Here is a 22,647-nt window from a genome sequence, read left to right on the forward strand (position 1 = left end):
GCCCGGCAATCCCGTAAGGTTATTTGCGACACTTTTTTGGATGCCCACGTTGGGCGCAAGCGGATGATGGATGCCTATGAGCAACAGCCAGAAATACTTGGAGTTTGAACAGCCGATCGCCGACCTGCAGGCCAAAATCGAAGAGCTGCGTCTGGTCGGCAGTGACAACGCGCTGAACATCACCGAAGAAATCAGCCGGCTGCAGGAGAAGAGCAAGTCCCTGACCGAGAGCATCTTCGGCAACCTGAGCAGCTGGCAGGTCGCGCAAATGTCGCGCCACCCGCAGCGCCCCTACACGCTGGATTACATTCGCCACATCTTTACCGACTTTGAAGAGCTGCACGGTGATCGCCACTTTGCTGACGACGCCGCTATTGTGGGCGGTATTGCTCGTCTGGACGGCCGCGCGGTCATGGTCATTGGTCACCAGAAAGGCCGTGACGTAAAGGAAAAGGTGCGCCGCAACTTCGGCATGCCCAAGCCTGAAGGCTACCGCAAGGCCTGCCGCCTGATGGAGATGGCCGAGCGCTTCAAAATGCCGATCGTCACCTTCATCGACACCCCCGGCGCCTACCCGGGTATTGACGCTGAAGAGCGCGGCCAGAGCGAAGCCATTGCCTGGAACCTGCAGGTGATGTCGCGTCTGAAGACACCGATCATCGCTACCGTTATCGGTGAAGGCGGTTCCGGCGGTGCGCTGGCCATCGGTGTTTGCGACCACCTGATGATGCTGCAGTACTCTACCTACTCGGTTATTTCGCCTGAAGGCTGTGCGTCGATTCTCTGGAAGAGCGCCGAGAAAGCCGCCGACGCGGCTGCCGCCATGGGTATCACCGCTGAGCGTCTGAAAGAGCTTGGCCTGGTGGATACGCTGATCCCCGAGCCACTGGGCGGCGCACAGCGCGCACCTCAGGAAACGGCCGAGCGCATCAAACAGCAGTTGCTGACCCAGCTGGCCAAGCTGGATGCCCATTCCAGTGATGAGCTGCTCGACGCCCGCTATCAGCGTCTGATGTCCTTCGGTATTCAGTGAACCCGCAGGGGCTGCTGGCGCAGCTCGGCCCCTGCATGGGCGCCCCGGCCTGGTGGCTGGGGTTGTCCGGCGGCCTGGATTCGATGGTTCTGCTGGAGCTGCTCAGCCAGGCCCGCCAACTCTCTGCTATTCCCCCGCTTCACGCCATTCATGTTCATCACGGATTGCATCCCGAGGCTGACGCCTGGGCGGCGCACTGCCAGCGTGCCTGCGATGCGCGCGGTGTGCCGCTGACGGTGGTGCGTGTGCAGGTGGGGCAGGGTGCGAGTATCGAGGAGGCGGCGCGTGATGCCCGCTACGCGGCTTTTGCTGAGGTGCTGGCACCCGGCGCCGAGTTGCTGCTGGCGCATCACCGCGATGATCAACTGGAAACGGTGATGTTTCGGCTGATGCGCGGCACCGGTGTGCGCGGGTTAAGCGGCATGCCAGCGCGCCGTGCGCTGGGTGCTGGCTGGCTGTCGCGCCCGCTGCTCGGCTGGCGGCGCAGTGAGCTGGAGGCTTGGGCTCGGCAGCGGGGGCTGGACTGGATTGAAGACCCGGCCAATGCCGATGAGCGCTTTGCGCGCACAGCCCTGCGCCACCGGGTTTTGCCGGGGTTGCGCCACGAGTGGCCGCAGCTGGATCGCAGCCTGTTGCGACTGGCCGAGCATGCCGAGGAGGCTAGCGCCTTGCTGGATGAGCTGGCGCTGGATGATCTGCAGCTGGTGGTAGATGTCAGTGCTGATCCGTGGCTGGCCTGCTGGTCGAGGCTGTTGCTGGCTCCGCTACTGAGCTTGTCGGCCGCTAGGCAACGAAATCTGCTACGCAGCTGGCTGCGCCAGCAGGCGGTGCGCATGCCGGATCAACGTCAGTTGCTGCAGATACAGCAGCAACTGGCTGCCGGCGCTGATGCGCAGCCGCAGCTGACACTCGATGGCTGCGCTCTGTACCGTTCGTCAGATCGTCTTTGGCTGGTTCCGGCGCAGTGGGCGCCGGCGCGCAGCGAGCAGGCTTTGTTGCCGCTGCGCGGGGAGCTGGCGCTGACGGGTAACGGCGCGCTGTCTTGTCGACCGCAGGCGGGTGGTTTACGTGACCCGGGCTCCGCGGGTTGGCAGGTGCGTTATCGTCAGGGCGGGGAGCAGATCAAACTGGCCGGGCGGCCGACTCAGTCAGTAAAACAGCTGCTGCAGGAGGCTCATATTCCTGTCTGGCTGCGCCCGTCAGTACCGTTGCTATACTCTGGCGGCGAGCTGGTGTCGGTGGCTGGGCGCTGGAACGCGGAGCGGGCTTTGGTCGAGGGTGCAGGCAATGGTTTTACGGTCAGTTGGAAGCCGGTTTCGGATTGAGCAAGCGGGGGCTGTCTGGTATCCTGACTTCCCATCTTGTCGAGACTTTGGCTGGCCGTTCAGGTCGCCGCTGACTCCCTTCGAATTCCTCGCGGTGCAAGCCGCTTAACTGTTCAATCTATGGGTTTTTCATGACGCGCTACATCTTCGTCACGGGTGGTGTTGTTTCTTCTTTGGGCAAGGGCATTGCATCGGCATCCCTCGCGGCGATCCTCGAGGCACGCGGTTTGAAGGTCACCATGCTCAAGCTGGATCCTTATATCAACGTGGATCCGGGCACCATGAGCCCCTTCCAGCACGGCGAAGTCTTTGTAACCCACGATGGCGCCGAGACTGACCTTGATCTGGGCCATTACGAGCGTTTCGTCAACGCCACCATGAGCCAGAACAACAACTTCACCACCGGCCGCGTCTACGCCGACGTGCTGCGTAAAGAACGCCGCGGTGATTATCTGGGCGCGACCATTCAGGTCATCCCGCATATCACCGACGAGATCAAGAGCCGCATCATCAAGGGTGCTGGCGATGCCGACGTGGCGCTGGTCGAGATCGGCGGTACCGTGGGTGACATCGAATCCCAGCCGTTCCTTGAGGCTATCCGCCAGCTGCGAGTAGAAGTGGGTGCCAAGCGCGCCATGCTGATGCACCTGACACTGGTGCCCTACATTGCTACCGCTGGCGAGACCAAGACCAAGCCGACCCAGCACTCGGTGAAGGAGCTGCGCTCCATCGGCCTGCAGCCTGACGTGCTGATCTGCCGCTCCGACCATCCGATCGATCTGTCCTCACGCCGCAAGATCGCGCTGTTCACCAACGTGGAAGAGCGTGCGGTTATCGGTCTGGAAGACGTTGATACCATTTATCGCATTCCCTCCGTACTGCACGCCCAGGGCCTGGACGACTTCGTTGTCGAGCGCTTTGGTCTGGAGTGCGGTTCGGCTGATCTGGCCGAATGGGAGCGCGTGGTCGATGCCAAGCTCAACCCTGAGCACGAAGTCACCATCGCTATGGTCGGCAAGTACATGGAGCTGCTGGATGCCTACAAGTCGCTGATCGAAGCGCTCAGCCATGCCGGTATTCAGGCGCGCACCAAGGTTAATGTGCGTTATATCGACTCCGAAGACATCGAGCAGCAGGGCCTGTCGCTGCTGGACGGCGTAGACGCCGTGCTGGTGCCGGGCGGCTTCGGCTCCCGTGGTGTTGAAGGCAAGATTGCCGCGGTGCGTTACGCCCGCGAGAACAAGATTCCCTACCTGGGCATCTGCCTGGGCATGCAGGTGGCCGTCATCGAGTACGCCCGCAACGTGCTGGGCTGGAACGATGCCAACTCCACCGAGTTCGACAAGACCTCCGGTCACCCGGTTGTCGGTCTGATCACCGAGTGGCAGGACGCATCCGGTGAAACCGAGCTGCGCACGGAGGCCTCTGATCTGGGCGGCACCATGCGTCTGGGCGCTCAGGAGTGCTCGCTGGAGCCGGGTTCCAAGGCCCACGCCTGCTACGGCAAGGACGTGATCGTCGAGCGTCACCGTCACCGCTACGAGGTCAACAACAACCTGCTGCCCGATCTGCAGGCCGGCGGGCTGCAAATCTCCGGTCGCTCCGGTGACGGCGCGCTGGTCGAGGTGGTCGAAGTGGGTGATCACCCGTGGTTTGTGGCGTGTCAGTTCCACCCGGAATTTACCTCCACGCCCCGGTACGGCCACCCGCTGTTCAGCGGCTTTATCGGTGCGGCGCTCAAGCAGCGCGGCTAAGCCCAGACAAACGTCCAGACAAGAGGCTGGTTCATGACACAGAAAATCGTGCGCGTTGGCGATATCGAAATGGCCAACGACAAACCTTTCGTGCTGTTCGGCGGGATGAACGTACTGGAGTCCCGTGATCTGGCCATGCAGATCTGTGAACGCTACGTCGAAGTGACCGAGCAGCTGGGTATCCCCTATGTGTTCAAGGCCAGCTTCGACAAGGCCAACCGTTCCTCGATCAACTCCTTCCGTGGCCCCGGCCTGGACGAGGGGCTGAAGATCTTTGAAGAGGTTAAGCGCACCTTCAACGTGCCGGTGATCACCGATGTGCACGAGCCCCATCAGGCTGCGCCGGTTGCCGAAGTCTGTGACATTATCCAGCTGCCGGCCTTCCTGTCCCGGCAGACTGATCTGGTTGTGGCCATGGCCAAGACCAATGCCGTGATCAACATCAAGAAGGCCCAGTTCCTCGCGCCGCAGGAAATGAAGCACATCCTCACCAAGTGTGAAGAGGCGGGCAATGACCGTCTGGTGCTGTGCGAGCGCGGTTCCTCCTTCGGCTATAACAACCTGGTCGTCGACATGCTCGGCTTCGGCATCATGAAGCAGTTCGAGTACCCGGTATTCTTCGACGTGACCCACGCCCTGCAGATGCCGGGTGGCCGCAGTGACTCGGCCGGCGGTCGTCGTGCCCAGGTTACCGATCTGGCCAAGGCAGGCATGAGCCAGGGCTTGGCCGGTCTCTTCCTTGAAGCACACCCTGATCCTGACAACGCCAAGTGCGATGGCCCCTGTGCCCTGCGCCTGGACAAGCTGGAGCCGTTCCTTGCCCAGTTGAAGTCGCTTGATGAGCTGATCAAGAGCTTCCCGACGCTGGAAACGGCTTGAGCCGCTACCGCTTTCACCCGATTGACTCGACATACGGAGCTAGCAAGTAAAGATGGCAAAAATCATTGATATCAAGGGACGTGAGGTTCTGGACTCGCGCGGCAATCCGACCGTTGAAGCGGACGTGATTCTGGAAGGCGGCATCATGGGCAGCGCCTGCGCACCCTCCGGCGCCTCCACCGGTTCGCGCGAAGCGCTGGAGCTGCGTGATGGCGACAAGAGCCGTTATCTGGGCAAGGGCGTGCTCAAGGCTGTTGCCAATATCAATGGCCCCATCCGCGAGCTGCTGGTTGGTCGTGATGCGACTGCTCAGGCTGAGCTGGACCGCGCCATGATCGAGCTGGACGGTACCGAGAACAAGGCTACGCTGGGCGCCAACGCCATCCTGGCTGTTTCCCTGGCTGCTGCCAAGGCCGCTGCTCAGGCCAAGGGCGTGCCGCTGTACGCGCACATTGCCGATCTGAACGGCACCCCCGGCGTTTACTCCATGCCGGTGCCGATGATGAACATCATCAACGGTGGTGAGCACGCCGACAACAACGTCGACATTCAGGAGTTCATGGTTCAGCCGGTTGGCGCCAAGAACTTCGCCGACGCGCTGCGTATGGGCGCTGAAATTTTCCACCACCTCAAAGCGGTTCTGAAGGCCCGTGGCCTGAACACTGCCGTGGGTGATGAAGGTGGCTTTGCGCCGAACCTTGCGTCCAACGAAGACGCACTGGCCGCCATCGCCGAAGCCGTTGCCAACGCCGGTTACACCCTGGGTGACGACGTTACGCTGGCACTGGACTGCGCTTCCTCCGAGTTCTACAAGGACGGCAACTACGATCTGGCTGGCGAAGGCAAGGTATTCGATGCTGCCGGTTTTGCTGACTATCTGGCGGGCCTGACCCAGCGCTACCCGATCATCTCCATCGAAGATGGCATGGACGAGTCCGACTGGGCTGGCTGGAAAGTCCTGACCGACAAGATTGGCGAGAAGGTACAGCTGGTTGGCGACGATCTGTTTGTGACCAACACCAAGATTCTCAAGCGCGGTATCGACGAGCAGATCGGCAACTCCATCCTGATCAAGTTCAACCAGATCGGCTCGCTCACCGAGACCCTGGAAGCGATCCAGATGGCCAAGGCTGCCGGCTTTACTGCCGTCATCTCGCACCGTTCTGGCGAGACCGAAGACAGCACCATCGCCGACCTGGCTGTGGGTACCGCTGCCGGTCAGATCAAGACGGGTTCGCTGTGCCGTTCCGACCGCGTTTCCAAGTACAACCAGCTGCTGCGTATCGAAGAGCAACTGGCTGGCAAGGCGCCCTACAAGGGTCGCGCCGAGTTCCGCGGCTGATCGCTCTGGCGGGTTACGCGCACGCGTACCCGCCGTTCCTCAACGGGAGCACCCGGCTTGAAATGGCTCTGGCTGATTACGCTGTCACTGTTGGCGGCACTGCAATACCGGCTTTGGGTTGGTGAGGGCAGTCTTGCCCATGTGTCGCAGCTCAAGCAGCAGATCGCCGCGCAAGCGCGCGAGAACGAGCAACTGCTGGAGCGTAACCGCGTGCTGACCGCTGAGGTCATCGAACTCAAGCAGGGGCTTGAGACCGTTGAAGAGCGTGCCCGCCGTGAGCTGGGTATGGTCAAAGAGGGTGAAACCCTGTTCCAATTGAGCGAGCCATGAGCGCCGCTACACCTGATTTCTGGGTAGTTCTGCCCGCCGCCGGCGTCGGCGCGCGCATGCAGGCAGATCGCCCCAAGCAATACCTTCTCTGGGGTCAACGCACCCTGATTGAACACACACTGGCCTGCTTCCTGGACCAACCGGGGCTGCGCGGGTTGGTGGTTTCCCTGTCTGCTGATGATGGCTGGTGGCCAACGCTGCCCTGCGCCCGGGATGGGCGTATTGCCCGTGCTGTCGGTGGGCGCGAGCGCGCCGATTCGGTGCTCAACGGCCTTATCGCACTGCGTGAGCTGGGTGCGGCCGATGACGATTGGGTGCTGGTGCACGATGCGGCCCGCCCCAATCTCACCGATGGCGACCTGCACAAGCTGCTGAGTACGCTGGCAAGTGATCCGGTCGGCGGCTTGCTGGCGGTACCGGTGCGCGACACCCTCAAGCAGATCGGCCCAGATGGGCGGGTTACGGCAACGCCGGACCGCAGCCAGTTCTGGCAGGCCTATACCCCGCAGATGTTTCGTCTCGGCCCCTTGCAGCAGGCGCTTAGCGCCGCGCTGGCAGCGGGTGCGCTGATTACCGATGAGGCTTCTGCCATGGAGTGGGCGGGGCAGGCGCCGTTGTTGGTTGAGGGGCGGGCTGATAATTTGAAGATTACTCGTCCTGAGGATCTGGAGTGGTTGCGTCAGCGGGATTGCTGATCCTGCTTGCCAGCGATTGAGCTGGCTTCCTTGCGTGGTATCGACGCCTTTCGGGCACAGCATGCTGTGCCCCTACGCCAATCTCGCGAATCTGCGCTGGCCCCCTCGCAGGGACGCGATATATCGCGTCCGCACCCTCGCTCTACTCCGTGCATAACCGATGCACGGCCACGGCATGCCGTGGCCCTACGCCCGCAGGCGTCGGCACCGCCTGCGACCTCCTGTGCCACGTATGCCCAAAGAACACCCACCCGTAGGGACGCGACATGTCGCGTCCGCAATAGACAATACCGCGTGCAGGCCACTCCTAGCGCCGTGATCGCAGACCGTTGGTCGTGCCTGTCTGTTTGCAATTGACCGATACCATGTGAATAAATATGCTGTACGTATATACAGTGTTTTGCTGAGGTTTTCATGGGCGCGGTGGTTGCACTTGATCGGTTGCTGGAGACGCGTCGTGTCTGGCGTGGGCGGCAGCGGAGTGAGCCGGTGGCTGAGCAGCCGACCGGGCATGCGGCGCTGGATGCGTTGTTGCCCGGTGGTGGCTGGCAGCTGGCGGCGCTGAACGAGATTCTGCTGGGCGCGCCCGGCAGTGGCGAATTGCAGTTGCTCTGGCCGCTGCTGGCGCGCTTGACCCAGGCGGGGGAGCGGGTGGTGCTGGTGGGGGCGCCGGCGATTCCCTTTGCGCCGGCCTGGCAGGCGGCGGGGGTGATGCTGGCACAGGTGTCGCTGCTGCAGGTCAGTGGTGCTGAGCGGCTATGGGCGGCAGAGCAGTGTCTGCGCTCGGGCAGCTGCGGCGCTGTGCTGTGCTGGCCGGAGCAGGTTGATGACCGCGCCCTGCGGCGCTTGCAGGTGGCGGCTGACAGCGGCCAGACCCTGGCTTTTGTGCTGCGTGATCGGCGCGCTGCAGACAACCCGTCGCCAGCGCCCTTGAGGCTGCTGCAGGAGCGCCAGCCCAGGCAGTGGCGGGTGCTCAAGTGCCGGGGCGGGGTGGCGCCGGTGCGGTCTGTGCCGGTTTCGCTGTGAGGCTGCCATGCGCTGGCTTTGCATTCTCTTTCCCCAGTTGGCACTGGATGCGGTGCTACGCAGCCGTGACGATCCAACGGCGCCGTTGGCGCTGCTCAGCGGGCCGCCGCAGCGGCGTGTGTTGCAGGCAGTCAATGAGTCGGCGCGTGCACAGGGACTACGTTCGGGGCAGAGTCTGACCCAGGCACGGACGCTGCTGGAATCCTTTGATACGGTTGAACACGACCCGGCGCAGACCGAGTATTGGCAGCAGTTTTTGGCCAGTTGGGCCTATGGTTTCAGCGGCCATGTGAGTTTGGATTTCCCGCGCACTCTGTTGCTGGAGGTGGCCTCCAGCCTGCGTCTGTTCGGCCCCTGGCCTGAGCTTGAACAACGCCTGCGCGCCGAGCTGCAGGCGCTGGGCTTTCAGCACCGGCTGGTGCTGGCGCCCAACCCCTTGGCAGCGCGGGTGCTGGCCAACGTGGCAGACGGTTTGGCGGTAGACGAGCTGGCGCTACCGGCCGAGCTGCAGCGTTTGCCGGTGGCGCGCAGTGGCCTGCCGGGCGAGCTAATTGAGAGCTTGCAGCGCATGGGCTTGCGCCGCCTGCAGCAGGTGCTGGAGCTACCGCGTGACGGGCTGGCCAAGCGTTTTCCGCCGCAGTTGCTGGCACATCTTGATCAGTTGCAGGGGCATCATCCGCTGGCGCTGAGTTGTTATCAGCCACCGGATCATTTTCGCCAGCGCATCGAGTTCAACTTTGATGTCGAGTCGAATACCTCGCTGCTGTTTCCGTTACGGCGTTTGATTGGCGATCTGGCGACCTTTCTGGCCGGGCGGGACTGTGGCGTGCAGCGCTTTGTGCTGCAACTGGAGCACCGCCGCCAGCCGGCCAGTGAGGTGTCGGTCGGTTTGTTGGGCGCAGAGCGTGACGGCGAGCGGCTGTTTGAATTGGCGCGGGGGCGGCTGGAGCGGTTGGAGCTTGCCGCACCGGTGCAGGCGCTGACCCTGCTGGCCGAGGACTTGCCGCGCTTTGTACCGGCCGCAGCAGAGCTGTTCAGTAACCGGCCACAGCAGTCGCAGAACTGGCTGCAGGTCTGTGAGCGACTGCGCGCGCGCCTGGGCGACAAGGTAGTGCAGCCGCTGGCGGCGGTGGATGAACACCGCCCCGAGCGCAGTTGGTTGGCGCAGGAGCGGGGTGACGCCGCCGCGCGTCCGGCCGGGCCGCGCCCCGGCTGGCTGCTGGCCGAACCGGTACTGCTCAATGATCTGTTCCCGCGGGTGCTGGCCGGGCCGGAGCGGATTGAGTCCGGCTGGTGGGATGGCGACGACGTGCGGCGTGACTACTACCTGATTGAAACCCGCGACGGGCGCCGGGCCTGGGCTTTTCATGCTGCCGGGCACCCCGGCCCGTTCTGGGTGCATGGGTGGTTTGCATGAGCACGGGCTACGCCGAGCTGCATTGTCTCTCCAACTTCAGCTTTCAGCGCGGGGCGTCCAGTGCGCAGGAGCTGTTTGCCCGCGCCCGCCAGCACGGCTATGACGCCTTGGCGATTACCGACGAGGCCAGCCTGGCCGGGATCGTCCGTGCCTGGCAGGCGGCGCATGAGTGCGGCCTGAAGCTGATTGTCGGCAGTGAAATTCAGCTGGAGCACGGCCCCAAACTGGTATTGCTGGTCGAGAGTCTGACTGGCTATCAGCGCCTCTGCCGCTTGCTGACCCTGGCCCGCCGCCGAGCTGAAAAGGGCGAGTACTGTCTGCGGCTTGAGGATTTGGCCGACGGACTCGACGGTTTGCTGGGCCTTTGGCTGCCGCGCCACGGCCAGGATGAGGAGCACGGTCGGCAATTGCAGCAGCTGTTGCCAGGCCGGCTTTGGCTGACGGTCGAGCTGCACCGTGGGCCGGATGATGCGTGCAAGCTGGATCAGTTGCAGGGGCTGGCCGCGCGGCTCGGCTTGCCCAGCGTTGCGGCGGGAGATGTGCACATGCATGTGCGCGGACGGCGCGCACTGCAGGACACGCTGACCGCGCTGCGTCATCACTGCACGGTCATGGAAGCGGGTAGCCGGCTGTTTGCCAATGGCGAGCGCCATTTGCGCAGCCTGTCGGCGCTGGCGGCGATCTATCCGCCTGCGTTGCTTGAGGAAAGCCGCCGTATCGCCGCGCGTTGTCAGTTCGACATGAGTGAGCTGCGCTACCAGTATCCGCGTGAGCTGGTGCCGGAGGGGCATACGTCGTCCAGCTGGTTACGTGAGCTGACCTGGCGCGGTGCGGCCTGGCGTTGGCCAAACGGCGTCAGTGACAAGGTGCGAACGCAGCTGGAGCACGAGCTGGCGCTGATTGCCGAGAAGGCCTACGACAGCTACTTTCTGACCGTGCAGGACATCGTCGCCTTTGCCCGCGAGCAGCAGATTCTCTGTCAGGGGCGCGGGTCTGCCGCCAACTCTGCCGTATGTTTTGCACTCGGCATTACCGAGCTTGATCCGTCGCGCAGCAACCTGCTGTTTGAACGCTTTATATCCCGTGAGCGTGACGAGCCACCGGATATCGATGTGGACTTTGAGCACGAGCGGCGTGAGGAGGTCATCCAGTACATCTTTCGCCGCTATGGCCGTGAACGCGCCGCGCTGACCGCGGTGGTCTCTCGTTATCTGTCGGCCGGTGCAGTACGTGATGTGGCGCGCGCGCTCGGGTTGCCGCAGGAGCAAATTGATCAGCTCGGGTGCTGCTGCAGTCGCTGGAGCAAGCAGCTGCCCAGCGCCGAGCGTCTGGCCGAGGCCGGATTCGACGTGAATAACCCCTGGCTGCATCGGGTACTGACGCTGGCTGGTGAGCTGATCGGCTTTCCCCGGCACCTGTCGCAGCATCCGGGTGGCTTTGTCATGTCCGATGCGCCGCTCGATACCCTGGTGCCGGTCGAGAACGCCAGCATGGCCGAACGCACGGTGATCCAGTGGGACAAGGACGACCTGGATGCGGTCGGCATGCTCAAGGTCGACGTGCTGGCGCTGGGCATGCTCAGCGCGCTGCGTCGCACCTTCGACCTGTTGCGGCGCCACCGTGGCCGGGATCTGACGCTGGCGAGCATTCCGCAGGATGATTTGCCGACCTACGAGATGATCAGCCGCGCCGATACCGTGGGTGTGTTTCAGATCGAGTCGCGGGCGCAGATGGCGATGCTGCCACGGTTGCGGCCACGCTGTTTCTATGACCTGGTGATTCAGGTCTCGATCGTGCGGCCCGGCCCGATTCAGGGCGACATGGTGCATCCCTTCCTGCGGCGCCGTAATAAAGAAGAAGCGGTCGACTATCCCTCACCTGAGCTGCGCAAGGTATTCGAGCGCACTCTGGGCGTGCCGCTGTTTCAGGAGCAGGTAATGGAGCTGGCGATTGTTGCCGCTGGCTACACACCGGGCGAGGCGGATGAACTGCGCCGCTCAATGGCCGCCTGGAAGCGCCACGGCGGGTTGGAGCACCACCGCCAGCGGCTGACCGAGGGCATGCTGGCGCGCGGCTACAGTCAGGCCTTCTCCGAGCGTATCTTCGAGCAGATCAAAGGCTTTGGCAGTTACGGCTTTCCCGAGTCCCACGCCGCCAGTTTTGCCTTGCTCAGCTATGCCAGTAGCTGGCTGAAGTGTCATGAGCCGGCGGCCTTTACCTGTGCACTGATCAACAGTTGGCCGATGGGTTTCTACAGCCCGGACCAGTTGCTGCAGGATGCGCGCCGCCACAAGATCGAGATTCGTCCGGTGGATGTGCGCTACAGCGACTGGGACTGCTCGCTGGAAGCGGTCGAGCAGGAGGGAGCGCAACCGGCCATTCGCCTTGGGTTGCGGCAGGTAAAAGGCCTGAATCGAAACGATGCCGAGCGGTTATTGCAGGCGCGCGCCCAGCAGCACTTTGTTGATGTCGCCGACCTGGCCCAGCGGGGCGGTTTTAGTAATCGTGCCCGTGCGCAACTGGCTGACGCAGGCGCGCTGCGCGGGCTGGCGGGTAATCGGTTTCGCGCACGTTGGGCCGTGGCCGGGGTTGAGCCGCAGTTGCCGCTCTTGCAGGCGCAGCATGACCAAACGGAAAGCCCGGCGGTGATCCCGCAGCCCTCGGTAGTGGAAGACATGGAGGCCGACTACGCGAGCCTCGGCACCAGCATGGGCCCGCATCCGCTGGCCTTGCTGCGCGAGCAGCTGCGTGAGCTGGGTTGTCGCAGCTCACGTGAGCTACTGGCGTTGGCGCCGGATCAGTCGGTGCGGGTGGCTGGTCTGGTGATCGGCCGCCAGCGCCCGCAGACGGCGACCGGGGTGACTTTTGTCACCTTGGAAGACGAGTTTGGCATGGTCAATGTGATTGTCTGGAACGACTTGGCCGAGCGGCAGCGCGCGGTGCTGCGCGGCTCACGCCTGCTGGAGGTGCGCGGTCAATTTGAGGCGCGCGATGGTGTGCGTCATGTGATTGCCCGGCAGCTGCATGATCGGACCGGGTTGCTACAAAAACTGGATGTGCGCAGCCGGGACTACCATTGAGCGTTTGTAGGCGTGGTGCTTCCTAAAGAGGTGTGCCCCGGTCACGGCATACCGTGACCGGGGGCTTTGTTACAGCAGCATGGTCCGAATGTCCCCCAGCAACTCACCCAGACGCTTGGTGAACTGCGCGGCCGCTGCGCCGTTGATGGCGCGGTGGTCGTAGGAGAGGGACAGCGGCAGCATCAGCTGCGGCTGGAAGCTGGCACCATCCCAGACTGGCTGCATGGTGGCCTTGGAGACGCCAAGAATCGCCACTTCCGGGCTGTTGACGATCGGCGTGAAGTAGGTGCCGCCGATGTGGCCCAGGCTGGAAATGGTGAAGCAGGCGCCTTGCATGGCGTCGGCTCCGAGCTTCTTGTTGCGTGCCTTGTCGGCCAGCTCGGCCGCTTCGGCTGCCAGCTGCAGCAGGCTCTTCTTGTCGACATCACGGATAACCGGTACCAGCAGGCCGTCCGGGGTGTCTACGGCAAAGCCGATGTGCACGTACTTCTTCTGAATCAGCTGCTTGCCACTGGCTGCCAGCGAGACGTTGAAGTTCGGCTGCTCACGCAGCAGATGGGCACAGGCCTTGAGCAGGAAGGGCAGTACGGTCAGCTTGACGCCGGCTTTCTCGGCAGCCGCTTTCTGCTCCTTGCGGAAGGCTTCCAGCGCGCTGATATTGGCCAGATCGAACTGGGTGACGTGCGGCACGTTGAGCCAGCTGCGGTGCAGGTTGCTGGCGCCGACCTGCTGCAGGCGGGTCATGTTCACGGTCTCGACTTCGCCAAAGCGCGAGAAGTCGACCTCCGGCACCGCTGGGATACCGCTGCCACCGGTTGCGCCGGCAGGGGCTGCCTTGCGTTGCTGCATGACGGCCTGCACATGTTTCTGTACATCTTCCTTGAGGATGCGGTCACGCGGGCCGGTGGGTTTGACGTCGGTCAGGTCGATGCCGAACTCGCGTGCCAGCATGCGTACCGCCGGGCCGGCGTGTACCTTGGCGCCTTCGCGGCTCGGGCCGCCGACCGGCGGCGGGCTGGCGGGCTCTTCGCTTGCGGTGTCGCTGCTGGCAGCAGCCGGGGCCTGCTTGGCGTCGCTCTGCTTGTCTTGCTGCCCAGCGGGCTGCGACTCTGCCTTGGTCTCGCCGTCGCCGCCACTGACCTGCATCTGCATGATCACATCGCCGGTTTTCACGTCTTGTTCCAGCTTGATGTCGATCGACTCGATGACACCAGAGAAGGGCGCGGGCAGCTCCATGCTGGCCTTGTCAGACTCCAGCACCAGCAGCGACTGGTCAGCCTCGACCTGGTCGCCCTTGCTGACCAGAATCTCGATCACGCGGGCGCTGTCGGTACCCAGGTCGGGCACCTTGACGGCTTCGCTGCGGCTACCCCCGCCAGCGGCCGGCTTTTGCTGCTCGGCGCTGGTGTCGGCTTTAGGCTCGGCGGGCTGCTCTGCCTTGCTCTCGGCTTTGGCAGGTTGCTTGCTGGTGTCGTCCTGCTTGGCTTGCTCGCCGCCTTCGACTTCCAGCTCGATCAGCGGGTCGCCTTCTTTCAGGCTGTCGCCCAGCTTGAACTTGATGGCTTTGACCGTGCCGGCCTTGGGCGACGGAATTTCCATGCTCGCCTTGTCAGACTCGACTACGGCCAGCGATTGTTCGGCTTCAACCTGGTCGCCTTCTTTGACCAGAATTTCAATGACCTCGCCTTCACCGCCGAGGTCGGGCACCTTGATGAGTTCACTCATGGGGTTCTCCTCAGCAGTCCAGCGGGTTGGTCTTGGCAGGGTCGATACCGAATGCCTTGAGCGCGTCGGTCAGCACCTTGGGCTTGAGCTTGCCTTGCTCCACCAGCGCGCTGAGCGCGGTGTAGGCCACCCAGTGGCGGTCCACTTCGAAGAACTGACGCAGCTTGCGACGGCTGTCGCTGCGGCCGAAACCATCGGTGCCCAGCACCTTGTACGGCGCCGGAACCCACTGGCGAATCTGGTCGGCATACAGCTTCATGTAATCGGTGGCGGCGATAACCGGCCCCTGACGCTTGTCCAGGCACTGCTCGACAAAGCTGGCCTTGGCCTTGCGGCTCGGGTGCAGACGGTTGTCGCGCTCGACTGCCAGGCCGTCACGGCGCAGCTCGTTGAAGCTGGTCACGCTCCAGATGTCGGCGGTAACGCCAAAATCGTCTTTCAGAATGGCGGCGGCTTCACGCACTTCACGCAGGATGGTGCCGGAGCCCATCAGCTGCACATGTAGATCGCCCGGTTTGCCGGTGGAGTCGAGCAGGTACATGCCGCGCATGATGCCGTCTTCCACGCCTTTGCCCTTGGGCATGGCCGGTTGGGCGTAGGCTTCGTTCATGACGGTCAGGTAGTAGTAGACGTTCTCCTGCTCCTCCATCATGCGGCGTGCGCCTTCGCGAATGATCACTGCCAGCTCGTAGCCGTAGGTCGGGTCGTAGCTGCGACAATTCGGGATGGTCGAGGCCAGCAGGTGGCTGTGACCGTCTTCGTGTTGCAGACCTTCACCGTTCAGCGTGGTACGGCCAGCGGTGCCGCCGATCAAAAAGCCCTTGGCGCGGCTGTCGCCAGCGGCCCAGGCCAGATCGCCGATACGCTGGAAGCCGAACATCGAATAGAAGATGTAGAACGGCAGCATCGGTTGGTTATGGGTGCTGTAGGCAGTACCGGCGGCAATCCAGCTGGACATGGCGCCGGCCTCGTTGATGCCTTCCTCGAGGATCTGGCCTTTCTTGTCCTCGCGGTAGAACATCACCTGATCCTTGTCGACCGGCTCGTACAGCTGGCCGACCGAGGAGTAGATGCCGAGCTGACGGAACATGCCTTCCATACCAAAGGTACGGGCCTCGTCCGGGACAATCGGCACAATGCGCGAGCCCAGCTCCTTATCTTTGACCAGCTGCGACAGGATGCGCACAAAGGCCATGGTGGTGGAGATCTCGCGGTCGCCAGTGCCGTCCAGAATCGCCTTCAGGGTGTCCAGCGGCGGGACCGGTACGCGCTGGCTTTCGACGCGGCGCTGGGGCATATAGCCACCCAGTGCTTCGCGGCGGGCGTGCAGGTACTTGTATTCTGCGCTGCCTTCTTCCGGCTTGTAGAAGGGCAGTTTCTCCAGCTGATCATCGTTGACCGGGATGTCGAAGCGGTCGCGGAATTTCTTCAGGCTGTCGATATCGACTTTCTTGGTGTTGTGCGCGGTGTTTTGGCCCTGGCCGGCGCCAGTGCCGTACCCTTTGATGGTCTTGGCCAGGATGACTGACGGTTGACCTTCGTGGTTGACCGCGTCGTGGTAAGCCGCATAGACCTTGTAGGGGTCGTGGCCGCCACGGTTGAGCTTCCAGATTTCTTCGTCGGAGAGGTCCTTGACCATCTCCTGCAGCTCGGGGCGGGTGCCGAAGAAGTGTTCGCGTACAAAGGCACCGTCTTTGGCCTTGTAGTTCTGGTAGTCGCCGTCGACGGCTTCTTCCATGCGCTGCTGCAGCAGGCCGTTGTCGTCCTTGGCAAACAGCGGGTCCCACATGCGGCCCCAGATCACCTTGATAACGTTCCAGTCGGCGCCGCGGAAGCTGCCTTCCAGTTCCTGAATGATCTTGCCGTTGCCCCGCACCGGACCGTCCAGGCGCTGCAGGTTGCAGTTGATAACGAAGATCAGGTTGTCCAGCTTCTCGCGACCGGCCAGCGAGATGGCGCCCAGGGTTTCCGGCTCGTCGGTTTCACCGTCGCCAACAAAACACCAGACCTTCTGCTTGCCGGGCTCGATAAAGCCGCGGTGCTCCAGGTATTTCATGAAGCGCGCCTGGTAGATCGCCTGAATCGGGCCCAGGCCCATGGAGACGGTCGGGAACTGCCAGAAGTCGGGCATCAGCCAGGGGTGCGGGTAGGACGACAGGCCCTTGCCGTCGACCTCCTGGCGGAAGTTTTCCATCTGCTCTTCGCTGATGCGGCCCTCAAGGAAGGCGCGGGCATAGATGCCGGGGGAGGCGTGGCCCTGGAAGAACACCAGGTCACCGCCATGCTCGTCGGTCGGTGCCTTGAAGAAGTAGTTGAAGCCGATGTCGTACAGCGTGGCGCTGGAGGCGAAGGTCGAGATATGGCCGCCCAGGTCCGGGTCTTGCTGGTTGGTACGCATGACCATTGCCAATGCGTTCCAGCGCACCATCGAGCGGATGCGGCGTTCCATGAACAGGTCGCCAGGCATGCGTGCTTCGTGGGTAACCGGGATGGTGTTGCGATACGGTGTGGTGATGGCGTAGGGCAGCGGGGTGCCGGTGCGGCTGGCCAGTTCACTCAGGCGGGTCATCAGGTAATGCGCGCGGTCTTCGCCTTCGTTGTCGAGCACGGATTCCAGCGCGTCGAGCCATTCCTGGGTTTCGAGCGGATCAATATCGTCTTGCTTCATTATGGTCTCCAGACCTTGTGGGCCTTGCAGATGTTGGAAGCTGCTATGTGCGTGCGGTCTGCAACGCGCCACAGCCTGTGCTTGCCAAACACCTGTGGGTGTTGTGACAGATCGGGGTAAGATTTAGTTCTGTAGTTTTACTACACAAATGCGGCTTTATCTAGTCCTTCAAAGGTCTAGTATGTAGCAATACTACATTTAGACTTGTCAGTCAGGGTTCTCGCTTTTCCCTTGTCGGCCAGCATGGCAAGCTGCGGTTTCGGTTCATGAACAGGATAGACCATGCCCTCCACACTGCCTCCGTTGCCCGCTTCACTGGAAGCGTCCCGTGATCACCACCTGGCCCAGTGGTCTGCTGCGCTGGCGCAGTCTGCCCTTGCGCCGCGCAGTGCTGAACTGGACGCGCGGTTTGAGCAGCAGCTGCCGTTGGTGCTGGCTGCCAGTGACTACGTTGCCGAGCAGCTGCGTCGGGACCCTGAACTGGCCTGGCGGCTGGAGGCAGAGCAGCGACTCTGGCGGCCTTTGGCTGATGGTGGAATGCGCGAGCTGCTGCAGTCAGCGCTCGCTGAGGTGGCTAACGAGGATCAACTGGGCCAGGCGCTGCGCCGGTTTCGCCAGTGGCAGCAGGTGCGCATCATCTGGCGTGATGTACTGGATTTGGCACCGCTGCAGGAAACCACGCGGGATCTGTCCGACATGGCGGACGCCTGCATCGACGAGGCCTATCAGTGGCTGTATCGCCAATGCTGCGCGAGTCTGGGTGAGCCGCGCAGCCGCGACGGCGAGCCGCAGCACATGGTGGTACTGGGCATGGGCAAGTTGGGCGCGGTGGAGCTCAACTTGTCCTCGGATATCGATCTGATCTTTGCCTACCCGGAGGCCGGCGAGACTGGCGGCGGGCGGCGCAGCCTGTCGAATCAGGAGTTCTTTATTCGCCTGGGGCAGAAGCTGATCAAGGCGCTGGATGCGCCGACGGTGGATGGCTTTGTGTTTCGCGTGGACATGCGCCTGCGCCCCTACGGCGACAGCGGGGCACTGGTGTTCAGCTTTGATGCGCTGGAGCAGTACTACCAGAGCCAGGGGCGCGACTGGGAGCGCTACGCGATGATCAAGGCGCGGGTGGTGGCCGGTGATCAGCAGGCTGGCGCCGAGCTGCTGGCCATGCTGCGGCCCTTCGTCTATCGCCGTTATCTTGATTTTGCCGCTATTGATGCGCTGCGTAACCTCAAGCAGATGATTCAGCGTGAGGTGCAGCGCAAAGGGCTGCAGGACAACGTCAAGCTGGGCTCGGGCGGTATCCGTGAGGTCGAGTTTATTGGTCAGGCCTTTCAGTTGATTCACGGTGGGCGCGACCGCAGCCTGCAGCAGCGGCCCATCCTGGGTGTGCTGCAGACCCTGGGCGCGAACGGCTATCTGCCGGAAGAAGCGGTGCGGGAGTTGGCGCAGGCTTATTGCTTCCTACGTGATACCGAGCACGCGCTGCAGGCTGTGGATGATCGCCAGACCCAGATGTTGCCAATTGATGCGCAAGGGCAGGCGCGTATCGCCTGGATGCTCGGGTTTGCCGACTGGGATTCGTTTCGTGCTCGCCTGGACGCCGAGCGGGCCTGCGTTGCCGGCCACTTTGCCGGAGTGATCGCTGACCCGGACGAGGACGAAGCCGACCTGCAGTCACCGCAGGCCGACTGGGTGCCGGTCTGGGATGGCACGCTGGACGAGCCGCAGGGGCTGGAACAGCTTGAGGTGGGCGGCTTTGCTGATGCGCCGTCTGCCTGGCGCCGGCTGCAGGGTCTGCAGGGTTCGCCACGGCTGAAAGCCATGCAGCGTGCCGGGCGGGAGCGGTTGGATATCTTTATGCCGCGCCTGTTGGCGATGGCCGTCGAGCAGGACAACCCTGACCTGGCGCTGGAGCGCGTGTTGCCGTTGATCGAAGCAGTGGCCCGGCGTTCAGCCTATCTGGTGCTGCTGACGGAAAATCCGGGCGCCCTGCGTGAGCTGTTGGTGCTCTGCGCGGCCAGTCCGTGGATTGCCGAGCAGATTGCCCGCTATCCGGTGGTGCTGGACGAGCTGCTCAATGCCGGTCGCCTGTACCGGCCGCCGGAAGCCAATGAGCTGACCGATGAGCTGCGCCAGCATCTGCTACGTATCCCCGAGGACGACCTTGAGCAGCAGATGGAAACCCTGCGCTATTTCAAGCGCGCCCATGTGCTGCGCATTGCGGCCTCCGAGATCGCCGGCACTCTGCCGCTGATGAAGGTCAGCGATTACCTGACCTGGGTTGCCGAGGCGATCCTGCAGCAGGTGCTGCTCTTGGCCTGGCGGGAAATGGTTGCGCGCCACGGGCGACCCGCACGGGCCGACGGCTCACGCTGCGAGCTGGACTTTATCGTGGTGGGCTACGGCAAGGTGGGCGGTATCGAGCTTGGGCACGGCTCGGATCTTGATCTGGTGTTCATCCACGATGGTGACCCGCAGCGCGATACCGATGGCGACAAACCTATCGAAGGTAGCAAGTTCTTTACTCGGCTGGGGCAGCGCATCATTCACATGCTCAACACGCAAACGGTCTCGGGGGCGCTGTACGAGGTCGACATGCGCTTGCGTCCCTCGGGGGACTCCGGTCTGCTGGTTAGCTCGTTGGCGTCCTTCTCGCGTTACCAGCGCGACGAGGCCTGGACCTGGGAGCATCAGGCGCTGGTACGTGCCCGGGCGCTGGTAGGTTGTCAGCAGTTGGCTGCGCGCTTTGATGCTCTGCGCGCCCAGGTACTGGGGCGTGAGCGTGATGAGCAGGCGCTGGCGCGCGAGGTGGGTGACATGCGCCAGAAGATGCGTGACAACCTGGGCACCTCGGCCACCCGGGCCGGTAGCACAGCGGAGGCGTTTACTGCTGCTCAGCTGTTTGATCTCAAGCAGGACCTAGGTGGTATCGTTGACATCGAATTTATGGTGCAATATGCGGTTCTGGCCTGGTCGTGCCGGTACCCCGAATTACTGCGCTACACAGATAACATCAGGATTCTTGATGAGCTGCAAAACGCCGGTCTGATCGCCGGTGAGGATGTCAGCGGCCTGCAGGAGGCTTACAAGGCCTACCGGGCTGCAGCTCATCGCCTGGCTCTACAGAATCAGCCGGGCAAAGTAAGCGGCGACCAGTTTCATGACTTCCGACACGGGGTCATCAAGCTCTGGCAGCAAGTGCTGCCTCCCCAGCAGCCAACCACCGAACCTCAGGGGTGATTGGCGCGGGCGCGCTCAGGCAGAACCCAAGAACGCATGACTGATTGAATAGATACGTATGGAGCTGGCTGCTATGTCGATGGCCGATCGTGATGGTCTAATCTGGTTTGACGGAGAAATGATTCCCTGGCGCGAGGCCAATGTGCACGTGCTGACCCACTCGCTGCACTACGGCATGGGTGTTTTTGAAGGCGTGCGCGCTTACAACACCCCGGACGGCACCGCCATTTTCCGTCTGGATGCACACACGGATCGCCTGTTCGATTCGGCTCACATCATGGGTATGAAAATTCCCTTTACCAAAGAGCAGCTGAACGAAGCCCAGCGCGCTGTGGTCCGTGAGAATAAGCTGGAAACTGCCTACATCCGCCCGCTGGTGTTCTACGGATCTGAAGGCATGGGTATCCGTGCTGACAACCTGAAAGTACACGTTGTTATCGCGGCCTGGCACTGGGGTGCCTACATGGGCGAAGAGGCGCTGGAGCGCGGCATCAAGATCCGCACCAGTTCCTTCACCCGTCACCACGTCAACATCACCATGACCCGCGCCAAGGCCAGCGGTGCCTACATGAACTCCATGCTGGCGCTGCAGGAAGCGGTCTCCGCCGGTGCTGATGAAGCGCTGCTGCTGGACCCGGAAGGCTACGTTGCCGAAGGTTCTGGCGAGAACGTCTTCATCGTCAAGAACGGCACCATTTACACGCCGGAAGTGACTGCCTGCCTGAACGGCATCACCCGCGCGACCGTACTGGCGCTGGCCTCCAAGTTCGACATTCCGGTGGTTGAGAAGCGCATCACCCGTGACGAGGTCTACATCGCTGATGAAGCCTTCTTCACCGGTACTGCCGCTGAAGTAACGCCGATCCGCGAGCTGGACGGCCGTCAGATCGGCGCCGGCCGTCGTGGCCCGATCACCGAGAAGCTGCAAAAGGCGTACTTCGATCTGGTTACCGGCCAGACCGCAGAGCACGCCGAGTGGCGGACGCTGGTAGGTTAAGGACCGCTGAAGGCTTTAGGCTGAACGCTGGAAGGTCAGCTTCCGCGTTCAGCTTCTAGCTTTTAGCCTCCAGCCTAGGGCGGCATTTTATGAATATCCTGATTATCGGTCCCAGCTGGGTCGGCGACATGGTGATGGCGCAAACGCTGTTCACCTGCCTGAAGCAGCGACACGGCGATGACTGCATGATCGATGTGCTGGCGCCCGACTGGAGCCGGCCAATCCTTGAGCGCATGCCTGAGGTTCGTCAGGCCCTGAGCTTTCCTTTGGGGCATGGCGCGCTGGAGCTGCGCACCCGGCGTGAGATAGGCCGTGGCCTGCGTGGCCAATATGATCAGGCCATTCTGCTGCCCAATTCTCTGAAATCGGCACTGGTGCCTTTTTTTGCCGATATTCCCTTGCGTACCGGCTGGCGTGGCGAAATGCGCTACGGCCTGCTTAATGACGTGCGCAAGCTCGACAAGCAGGCTCACCCGTTGATGATCGAGCGCTTTATGGCGCTGGCCTATGAGCCGGGTATCGAACTGCCTAAACCTTATCCACGCCCGGCGCTGCAGATCGACCCTGCCTCACGCGAGCAGGCCTTGCAGCATTTTGCCCTGGAGCTGGATCGCCCGGTGCTGGCGCTCTGTCCCGGCGCCGAGTTTGGCGAGGCCAAGCGCTGGCCGTCCGAGCACTACGCGGCGGTGGCCGATGCGCATATCCGCCAGGGCTGGCAGGTCTGGCTGTTTGGCTCGAAGAAAGACCACGCAGTGGCCGAGCAGATTCGCGGTCGACTGATTCCGGGCTTGCGTGAGGAGGCGACCAACCTCTGCGGTGATACCAGCCTGGCGCAGGCCATTGACCTGCTGTCTTGCGCCGATGCGGTGGTCAGCAATGACTCAGGGCTGATGCACGTAGCCTCTGCGCTCAATCGTCCGCTGGTTGCAGTCTACGGTTCTACCTCGCCCGGTTTTACGCCGCCGCTGGCTGATCGGGTAGAGACCTTGCAGCTTGGGCTTGATTGCAGCCCCTGTTTTGATCGGACCTGCCGTTTTGGCCATTACAACTGCCTGCGTGATCTGATGCCCGGGCAGGTCAATGCGGCGCTGGACCGGCTGGTCGGCAACCCGCTGTCTGATCCCCAGGACAACTGAAGC

Annotated in this window: 15 protein-coding genes; 13 read left to right on the top strand and 2 right to left on the bottom strand. The window is 62.7% G+C overall.

All coding sequences use genetic code 11. The features are described 5' to 3' along the window. Nucleotides 1-76 precede the first annotated feature (76 nt). From accA to HV822_RS13675, 10 genes are all read left to right on the top strand, one after another. Nucleotides 77-1,033 (top strand): acetyl-CoA carboxylase carboxyl transferase subunit alpha, encoded by a 957-nt coding sequence (gene accA / locus HV822_RS13630; RefSeq protein WP_238870707.1) that lies wholly within the window; start codon nucleotides 77-79, stop codon nucleotides 1,031-1,033. Next, nucleotides 1,030-2,358: a tRNA lysidine(34) synthetase TilS gene (gene tilS, locus HV822_RS13635; RefSeq protein ID WP_238870708.1), complete on the top strand. Its 1,329-nt coding sequence runs from the start codon at nucleotides 1,030-1,032 to the stop codon at nucleotides 2,356-2,358. Before accA ends, tilS begins: the two co-directional genes overlap by 4 nt. 131 nt (nucleotides 2,359-2,489) lie before the next feature. Continuing rightward, nucleotides 2,490-4,112 (top strand): CTP synthase, encoded by a 1,623-nt coding sequence (locus HV822_RS13640; protein WP_238870709.1) that lies wholly within the window; start codon nucleotides 2,490-2,492, stop codon nucleotides 4,110-4,112. A 33-nt stretch (nucleotides 4,113-4,145) separates the two neighbouring features. Then, nucleotides 4,146-4,991 carry a 3-deoxy-8-phosphooctulonate synthase gene (kdsA, locus tag HV822_RS13645; protein ID WP_238870710.1) on the top strand — a complete coding sequence of 282 codons (846 nt, stop codon included), beginning with the start codon at nucleotides 4,146-4,148 and terminating at the stop codon, nucleotides 4,989-4,991. Between the two features lie 52 nt (nucleotides 4,992-5,043). Then, nucleotides 5,044-6,333: a phosphopyruvate hydratase gene (gene eno / locus HV822_RS13650; protein WP_238870711.1), complete on the top strand. Its 1,290-nt coding sequence runs from the start codon at nucleotides 5,044-5,046 to the stop codon at nucleotides 6,331-6,333. Nucleotides 6,334-6,390: 57 nt separating this feature from the next. Next, on the top strand, nucleotides 6,391-6,663 hold the full coding sequence (gene ftsB, locus HV822_RS13655) for a cell division protein FtsB (protein WP_083724522.1): 273 nt from the start codon (nucleotides 6,391-6,393) through the stop codon (nucleotides 6,661-6,663). Next, complete coding sequence (ispD, locus tag HV822_RS13660) at nucleotides 6,660-7,358, top strand: 2-C-methyl-D-erythritol 4-phosphate cytidylyltransferase (protein ID WP_238870712.1); 699 nt, start codon at nucleotides 6,660-6,662, stop codon at nucleotides 7,356-7,358. The genes ftsB and ispD overlap by 4 nt, the downstream gene beginning before the upstream one ends. A 414-nt stretch (nucleotides 7,359-7,772) precedes the next feature. Then, complete coding sequence (imuA, locus tag HV822_RS13665; RefSeq protein ID WP_238870713.1) at nucleotides 7,773-8,384, top strand: translesion DNA synthesis-associated protein ImuA; 612 nt, start codon at nucleotides 7,773-7,775, stop codon at nucleotides 8,382-8,384. A gap of 7 nt (nucleotides 8,385-8,391) precedes the next feature. Further along, nucleotides 8,392-9,801 (top strand): Y-family DNA polymerase, encoded by a 1,410-nt coding sequence (locus HV822_RS13670; RefSeq protein WP_238870714.1) that lies wholly within the window; start codon nucleotides 8,392-8,394, stop codon nucleotides 9,799-9,801. Further along, on the top strand, nucleotides 9,777-12,881 hold the full coding sequence (locus tag HV822_RS13675) for an error-prone DNA polymerase (RefSeq protein WP_238873612.1): 3,105 nt from the start codon (nucleotides 9,777-9,779) through the stop codon (nucleotides 12,879-12,881). Before HV822_RS13670 ends, HV822_RS13675 begins: the two co-directional genes overlap by 25 nt. A 69-nt stretch (nucleotides 12,882-12,950) precedes the next feature. On the opposite strand, the gene aceF is transcribed toward HV822_RS13675, so the two are convergent. Together aceF and aceE are read right to left on the bottom strand one after the other, a co-directional pair. Further along, nucleotides 12,951-14,606 (bottom strand): dihydrolipoyllysine-residue acetyltransferase, encoded by a 1,656-nt coding sequence (aceF, locus tag HV822_RS13680; protein ID WP_238870715.1) that lies wholly within the window; start codon nucleotides 14,604-14,606, stop codon nucleotides 12,951-12,953. Nucleotides 14,607-14,616: 10 nt separating this feature from the next. After that, nucleotides 14,617-17,274, bottom strand: coding sequence for a pyruvate dehydrogenase (acetyl-transferring), homodimeric type (gene aceE / locus HV822_RS13685; protein ID WP_238870716.1), 2,658 nt, complete (start codon nucleotides 17,272-17,274; stop codon nucleotides 14,617-14,619). Between the two features lie 282 nt (nucleotides 17,275-17,556). Between aceE and glnE the strand changes: the two genes are divergently transcribed. From glnE to waaF, 3 genes are all read left to right on the top strand, one after another. Then, nucleotides 17,557-20,511: a bifunctional [glutamate--ammonia ligase]-adenylyl-L-tyrosine phosphorylase/[glutamate--ammonia-ligase] adenylyltransferase gene (glnE, locus tag HV822_RS13690; protein WP_238870717.1), complete on the top strand. Its 2,955-nt coding sequence runs from the start codon at nucleotides 17,557-17,559 to the stop codon at nucleotides 20,509-20,511. 73 nt (nucleotides 20,512-20,584) lie between these two features. Further along, nucleotides 20,585-21,508 carry a branched-chain amino acid transaminase gene (locus tag HV822_RS13695; RefSeq protein WP_238870718.1) on the top strand — a complete coding sequence of 308 codons (924 nt, stop codon included), beginning with the start codon at nucleotides 20,585-20,587 and terminating at the stop codon, nucleotides 21,506-21,508. Nucleotides 21,509-21,597: 89 nt separating this feature from the next. Beyond that, entirely contained in the window at nucleotides 21,598-22,644 is a 1,047-nt protein-coding gene (gene waaF, locus HV822_RS13700; protein WP_238870719.1) for a lipopolysaccharide heptosyltransferase II, read from the top strand. Nucleotides 22,645-22,647 lie beyond the last annotated feature (3 nt).

This window comes from Halopseudomonas maritima (assembly GCF_021545785.1).
GTDB lineage: Bacteria > Pseudomonadota > Gammaproteobacteria > Pseudomonadales > Pseudomonadaceae > Halopseudomonas > Halopseudomonas maritima.